The following is a 6,368-nucleotide window of genomic DNA, read 5'->3' as shown; positions in this document are numbered from 1 at the left end:
AGGCCGCCGGGCGGGACCCGGGTCTGTAAGCCTCACCCGGAGAGCCAAGGCGCTGGAGGTCCCCCCATCGCCGAAGGCATAGGCGCCGGGGAACCCGAGAACAGGCGTCGGCGGCGCGTGGTGTACTCAGGGCGCGAAGTGAGTATCCGCGCCCTGACCCCGGCGGCACCCCGCCCGGCACCGTAGGCGCATGGCCACTGAACCCGTCTCCGTTCGCGCGCTCGCCGATGCCACGCCCGCCGCGCGGGACCGGTACGCCGATCTGCTGCGGGTGCTCTCCCTCGGGGTCGTCGTGCTGGGGCACTGGCTGATGGCCGTGGTCGTGGTGTCCGACGACGGCGCCCGCGAGGTGGGCAATCTGCTCGCCGTCGTGCCCGCGTTGCAGGTGTTGACCTGGGTGCTCCAGATCATGCCGGTCTTCTTCTTCGTCGGCGGGTTCGCGCACGCCCTGTCGTACCGGTCGCTGGCCCGCCGCGCCCCGGGGCGTTCCGTGTACGCGGACTTCCTGCGGGCCCGGCTCCAGCGGCTGCTGCGGCCCACGATGGTCTTTCTCCTGGTGTGGGCGGCGCTGGCGCTGGTGATTCAGGCGGCGGGCGGCGGCGACGGGCTGACTGGGGTGGCGTTGCGGCTGGTCACGCAGCCGCTGTGGTTCATCGGGATCTATCTCGCGATGGTCGCCTTCACTCCACCGCTGCTGCGGCTGCACGAGCGCCACGGCTGGGCCGTGTTCGGGGCTCTGGTGGCCGCCGCCGTCGCCGTGGACACGGCCCGGTTCGCCGCCGGGCTGCCGTACGCCGAGTTTCTGAACTTCGCCTTCGTCTGGCTGGCGATCCACCAGCTCGGCTTCCTCCGTGCCGACGGGCGGATCACCCGGCCCGGGGTGCTCGCCGCCGTCGGTCTGGTCGCCGCCGCGGCCCTGGTCGCCCTGGGGCCGTACCCCTTCTCGATGGTCGGGATGCCCGGCGAGAAGGTCTCCAACATGGCTCCGCCGACGGTCGCGCTGCTCGCGCACGGTCTGTGGTTGATCGGCGCGGCCGAGGCGCTGCGGGGGCCGGGGACCCGGCTCGCGGGGCGGGCCCGGGTGTGGCGCGGGGTGATCGCCGCGAACGGGATCGCGATGACGGCGTTCCTGTGGCATCTGACGGCGTTGCTGGCCGTGTACGGCGTACTGCTCGGTGCCGGGGCCGCCCTGCCGGAGCCCGCTTCGGGTGCCTGGTGGGCGCAGACCCCGGTCCGGCTGGCCGCCGCCGCTGTCGTCGGTACGGTCCTCGTCGCCGTCTTCCGCCGCTTCGAACGCCCCGCGACGCCCGCGACGCCCGCGACGACAACCGGGACCGGGACCGGCGGGCCGGTGGCCGCCGCCGGGATCACTCTCTGTCTGCTGGGTGTCCTGGGGATCTCGATGGTCGGGTACGACGACCTGCTGGAGGGGAAGTCCGCGACGCTGATCGCGATCCCGGTGACCGCCCCCGCCGCCCTCGCCGCCGCCCTCGTGGGCTGGCTGCTGGTCGAACGTGCGGGCCGCGCGGGCCGCGCGTCCCGGCGGACCGCTAGGCCGTCTCTTTCGGATCGGGCTGGGGCTCGCGTGCCCTGGCACCGCGCCTCGCCGCGTTGTCGTCAATCACCAATGGCCCCCTGCGCCTAGCGGCGCGGGAGGTACCCCCACCGCAGTGGCTCATTCCTCCGCCTTGCGATCCACGGCACCAGACCCCGCTCCCTATCCCAGCCCGATCCGAAAGAAACGACCTAGCCGGACGGCCTGAGCGGACCGGCCGTCCCCGGGTCGCCCGGGGCCGTCCCGGGCTGCCCCCGGCCCCGGCGGGGACCGCCCGTACCGCCCCCGCCGCCGGTGGGCCGCGCGGCGACTACGCTGGGAGGCCGATCCAGTCGCCCTACGCAGGAGAGAAATGGCCGTCAATCTGGTCAATGTCGAGGCCGTCAGCAAGGTGTACGGAACCCGTGCCCTGCTCGACTCCGTGTCCCTCGGCGTCTCCGAAGGCGACCGGATCGGGGTGGTGGGCCGCAACGGCGACGGCAAGACGACGCTGATCCGGCTGCTGGCGAAGCTGGAGGACCCCGACAGCGGTCGGGTCACCCAGAGCGGCGGGCTGCGGCTCGGGGTGCTCACCCAGCACGATTCCCTCGACCCCGCCGCCACCGTCCGGCACGAGGTCATCGGCGATCTCGCCGATCACGAGTGGGCGGGCAGCGCCAAGATCCGGGATGTGCTGACGGGGCTCTTCGGCGGGCTGTCGCTGCCCGGTTTCCCCGAGGGCCTGGACACCGTGATCGGCCCCCTCTCGGGCGGTGAGCGCCGCCGGATCGCCCTGGCGAAGCTGCTCATCGCCGAGCCGGACCTGATCGTGCTGGACGAGCCGACGAACCATCTGGACGTCGAGGGCATCTCCTGGCTCGCCGCCCATCTGCGGGCCCGCCGCTCGGCGCTGGTCTGCGTCACCCACGACCGCTGGTTCCTCGATCAGGTCTGCACCCGGATGTGGGACGTCCAGCGGGGCGCGGTCTACGAGTACGAGGGCGGCTACAGCGACTATGTCTTCGCCCGGGCCGAACGGGAGCGGATCGCCGCGACCGAGGAGGTGAAGCGGCAGAACCTGATGCGCAAGGAGCTGGCGTGGCTGCGCCGCGGCGCCCCGGCCCGTACCTCCAAGCCCCGCTACCGCATCGAGGCCGCCAACGAGCTGATCGCCGATGTGCCGCCGCCCCGTGACACGTCGGAGTTGATGAAGTTCGCCTCCGCGCGGCTCGGCAAGACGGTCTTCGACCTGGAGGACGTGACGGTCCAGGCCGGTCCCAAGGTGCTGCTGCGCCGTCTCACCTGGCAGCTCGGCCCCGGCGACCGGATCGGTCTGGTGGGGGTGAACGGCGCGGGGAAGACGTCCCTGCTGCGCGCGCTCGCCGAGGCCGCCGATTCGGAGGGCGAGAAGCAGCCCGCCGCCGGGCGGGTCACCGTCGGTAAAACGGTACGTCTGGCGTATCTCTCCCAGGACGTCACGGAGCTGCCGCCGACGCTGCGGGTCCTGGAGGCCGTTCAGCAGATCCGGGACCGGGTCGATCTCGGCAAGGGCCGGGAGATGACGGCGGGGCAGCTGTGCGAGCAGTTCGGCTTCGTCAAGGAGAAGCAGTGGACCCCGGTCGGCGATCTCTCCGGTGGTGAGCGACGCCGGCTCCAGTTGCTGCGGCTGCTGATGGACGAGCCGAATGTGCTCTTCCTCGACGAGCCCACCAACGACCTCGACATCGAGACCCTGACCCAGCTGGAGGATCTGCTCGACGGCTGGCCGGGCTCCATGGTGGTCATCTCGCACGACCGGTTCTTTGTGGAGCGGACCACGGACCGGGTGCTGGCCCTGCTGGGGGACCAGACCCTGCGGATGCTGCCGCGGGGTATCGACGAGTATCTGGAGCGGCGGCGCGACGCCGTGGAGGCGGCGGCCCCGGCGGCCCCCGCCGACCGCAAGGACGGCCCGGCGCCGGAGGCGAAGGCGAAGTCGGCCGGTGAGTTGCGGGCCGCGCAGAAGGAGTTGCAGCGGATCGAGCGGCAGCTCGACAAGCTGGCCGGGAAGGAGGCCGCGGTCCACGACGAGATCGCGGCCAATGCCACCGATTTCGCCAGGGTCGCCAAGCTGGACGCCGAGCTTCGGGAGCTGGCGGGGCAGCGGGAGGAACTGGAGGGCCGTTGGCTGGAGTTGGCCGACGAGGTCTGAGGCCGGGGGTACGGCGGCGGGCCGCCGGGTCCGGGATCCGGGCCGGGCCGCCGGTCCGTGAGGGTCGGGTGCAGGCTTCATAACGGCGCCGTCACAAGCCGGTCCATGCCTGGTGACGGCGGTGGACCGGCCCTTTCGCCGGACGGTCCGGGTGATAGAAAGAAGCTCCGCTCGACTGCCGTGAGAACGCGGCTCCAGGTCCGGAACGCTCCTTTCCGGGATACGGGTACCTGCCAAGCAGCGCGCCGTGCGCGCACCGGAAAAGCGGGGGAGGCCGTCGGACCCAGGACCGTACGAAGGGGGATGCGCTGATGTCTCAGCCGCCCAGCCAACAGCCGCCGGGGGGCGATGAAGCCCCTCGCGATCCCCGTACCGGGGATCCGCGGCACCCCGAAGCCGGGGGCGACGGGGGATACGGCGGGCCGCGGGGCCCGGAGGACGCCCCGGCTCCGCCGACGGCCTCGTATCAGGGGAGCCCGTACGAGACGCCCGGCCAAGGCCCGTACGCCGCCCCGGACGCCCCGGACACTCCGTACGCCTCGCACGACCCCCAGCAGGGCGGACTGTACGCCTCCGGCCCGTACCAGAGCCCCTATCAGGGCCAGGTCCAGCCGCCCGCGTACCCGCAGACACCGCCCGGCGCCCCGCCGATGCCCCCGAACGCCCCGCCGCAGGCCGAGCAGCCGGGCCCGTACGGTCAGCCCGGCCAGTACGGCCACTACGGGCAGGGCGCGATACCCGGCGGCGAGCCGTACGCCTACGGCACCGGCCCCGGCACCGGCCACGGTCAGCCCTCCGGCTACGAGCAGCAGGCCCCGGGTGCGTACCAGGACCAGGCCCCCGGCCCGTATCAGCAGCCCGCCGCGCCCGGCGGTCCGTACGACGGCGGCCATCAGCAGCAGGGTTTCGCCCAGCCGTACCAGGCCCCCGGCCAGGCCCCGTACGCAGCCCCGTTCCCGCCCGCCGACGGCTTCGCCGGAACCTCGGGCGGAACCGTGAGCGGAACCCCGAACGGATCCGGCGGCGGCCCGGCCGCCGGTGGGCGCAAGCGCCGTACGGTCGTCCTCGTCGCCGCGTCCGTCGCGGCCCTGCTGGTCGTCGGCGGCGGTACGTACGCCCTGCTCGGTGACGACGACGGCGACGGCGGCGAGAAGAAGCCGGTCGCCGGGGCGTCGGCCACCCCCGAACCGTCCGCGTCCGAACCCTCCGCCGGTCCCGGCCGGGGCAGCGGGATCGAGAACGGCGACCGGGAGAACGGCGGCAAGGACCTCAACGCGGGCCGCGCCCCCGGTGACGCCCGGGCCCTCTTCCTCACCAAGAACGATGTCGACCTGCCGCGCAACGGCGCCACCGTCTTCGGCCCCTGGGTCAGCGGCGACACCGTGGTCAAGGCCATGTACAAGCAGGTCGTGGGCTATTCGGCGAGCGACGGCCGGAAGAAGTGGACCCTGCCGCTGGAGCAGGAGCTGTGCTCGGCCACGCCCCGGCCCTCCGCGTCCGGCGCGATCGTCGTCGGTGTGAAGGACGGCGCCGGGGACGGTGCCCGCTGCCGCGATCTGCGCCTGGTCGACCTGGCCACCGGCAAGGTCGGCTGGAAGTCCGCCATCCCGGCCGAACGCGGCTTCCTCGCCCTCTCCGACCACACCCTCACCATCAGCGGCGACACCCTCGCCGCCGGGGCCACCGGGGTGTCGTACGGCTTCTCGATGCGGACGGGGAAGCAGATCTTCGCCGGGCCGCGCAGCGGCTGCCGTCCGTTCGCCTACGCGGGCGGGCCGAAGCTGCTGGCCGCCGTGAGCTGCCCCACCTCCGACTACAAGAAGCCCAAGCACCAGCTCCAGCAGGTCGACCCGGCCACCGGCAAGGCGCGCTGGACCTTCGCCGTACCCGCCGGATGGGAGATCGACAAGGTCTACTCCACCGCCCCGGTCGTGGTCTCCCTCATCCAGCGCGAGCCCAAGAAGTGGACCGTGGTGGCGCTGAAGGACGACGGAAAGGTCCGCTCCCAGATCGCCGGGGGCAAGGACCGCTTCCGGGTCGGCTGCGGCGGCTCCCTCGTCATCTTCGGCCAGAACCTGGAGGGCTGTACGGGCGTCGCCGCCGACGCGAGCACCCTCTACATGGCCACCGAGCCGGTCCGCGCGGGCGGCGCCAACCAGATCGTCGCCTTCGACCTGAACACCGGCCGCGCCAAGTGGCGGGCCCCGTCCGGCGGCGACACCACCGCCGTACCGCTCCGGATGCAGGGCCGTGACGTGGTGGTCTACCGGGAGCCCTCCTACGACACCGGGGGCGCGGTCGCCACCATCGCCCCGGGCGGCGGCGCGCCGAAGACCGTACTGCGGCACCCCCGGGGAGCGGCCTCGGTCGAGAACTCCTTCTACTCGGCGCGACTCCTCTACGAGGGCGGCCGGCTCTTCATCGTGCCGGGCCGGGTCAGCGCGTCCAGCGACGAGGAGGAGCTGACGAAACCGACGATGCTGGCGTTCGGTCCCTGACGGCGGGGCCGCGCGGTGTCGCCGCCGTACCGGGCGCCTGGTGATTCGGCGCCCGGCCACCGGCCGGAAGCGGAATCACAGCCGGAATCCGGAATCACTGCCGGAATCCGGAACCGAATCCGGAGCCGGAACCGGAACCGCAGGA

3 protein-coding genes are annotated in these 6,368 nt (G+C 73.0%); all 3 read left to right on the top strand.

What is annotated here, in order from left to right:
• The first annotated feature begins 190 nt into the window (after positions 1-190).
• The 3 genes from AB0G74_RS03380 to AB0G74_RS03370 all read left to right on the top strand — a co-directional run bounded on the left by AB0G74_RS03380 (position 191) and on the right by AB0G74_RS03370 (position 6,223).
• The gene (locus tag AB0G74_RS03380; protein WP_361140042.1) at positions 191-1,645 is read left to right on the top strand and encodes an acyltransferase; all 1,455 of its coding nucleotides are present in this window, start codon (positions 191-193) and stop codon (positions 1,643-1,645) included.
• Positions 1,646-1,907: 262 nt separating this feature from the next.
• The gene (locus tag AB0G74_RS03375; protein ID WP_361140041.1) at positions 1,908-3,725 is read left to right on the top strand and encodes an ABC-F family ATP-binding cassette domain-containing protein; all 1,818 of its coding nucleotides are present in this window, start codon (positions 1,908-1,910) and stop codon (positions 3,723-3,725) included.
• 311 nt (positions 3,726-4,036) lie between these two features.
• Entirely contained in the window at positions 4,037-6,223 is a 2,187-nt protein-coding gene (locus AB0G74_RS03370) for a PQQ-binding-like beta-propeller repeat protein (RefSeq protein ID WP_361140039.1), read from the top strand.
• Positions 6,224-6,368: the final 145 nt, after the last annotated feature.

The organism is Streptomyces sp. NPDC020875 (genome assembly GCF_040641415.1).
GTDB lineage: Bacteria > Actinomycetota > Actinomycetes > Streptomycetales > Streptomycetaceae > Streptomyces.
The sequence above is the reverse complement of the archived record's forward strand: the minus strand, read 5'-3'. Positions and strand labels throughout refer to the sequence as shown.

Bases quoted from the DNA above. Each gene is read 5' to 3' on its own strand.
- AB0G74_RS03380 (WP_361140042.1), top strand. From the start codon at position 191: ATGGCCACTGAACCCGTCTCCGTTCGCGCGCTCGCCGATGCCACGCCC.
- AB0G74_RS03370 (WP_361140039.1), top strand. From the start codon at position 4,037: ATGTCTCAGCCGCCCAGCCAACAGCCGCCGGGGGGCGATGAAGCCCCT.
- AB0G74_RS03375 (WP_361140041.1), top strand. From the start codon at position 1,908: ATGGCCGTCAATCTGGTCAATGTCGAGGCCGTCAGCAAGGTGTACGGA.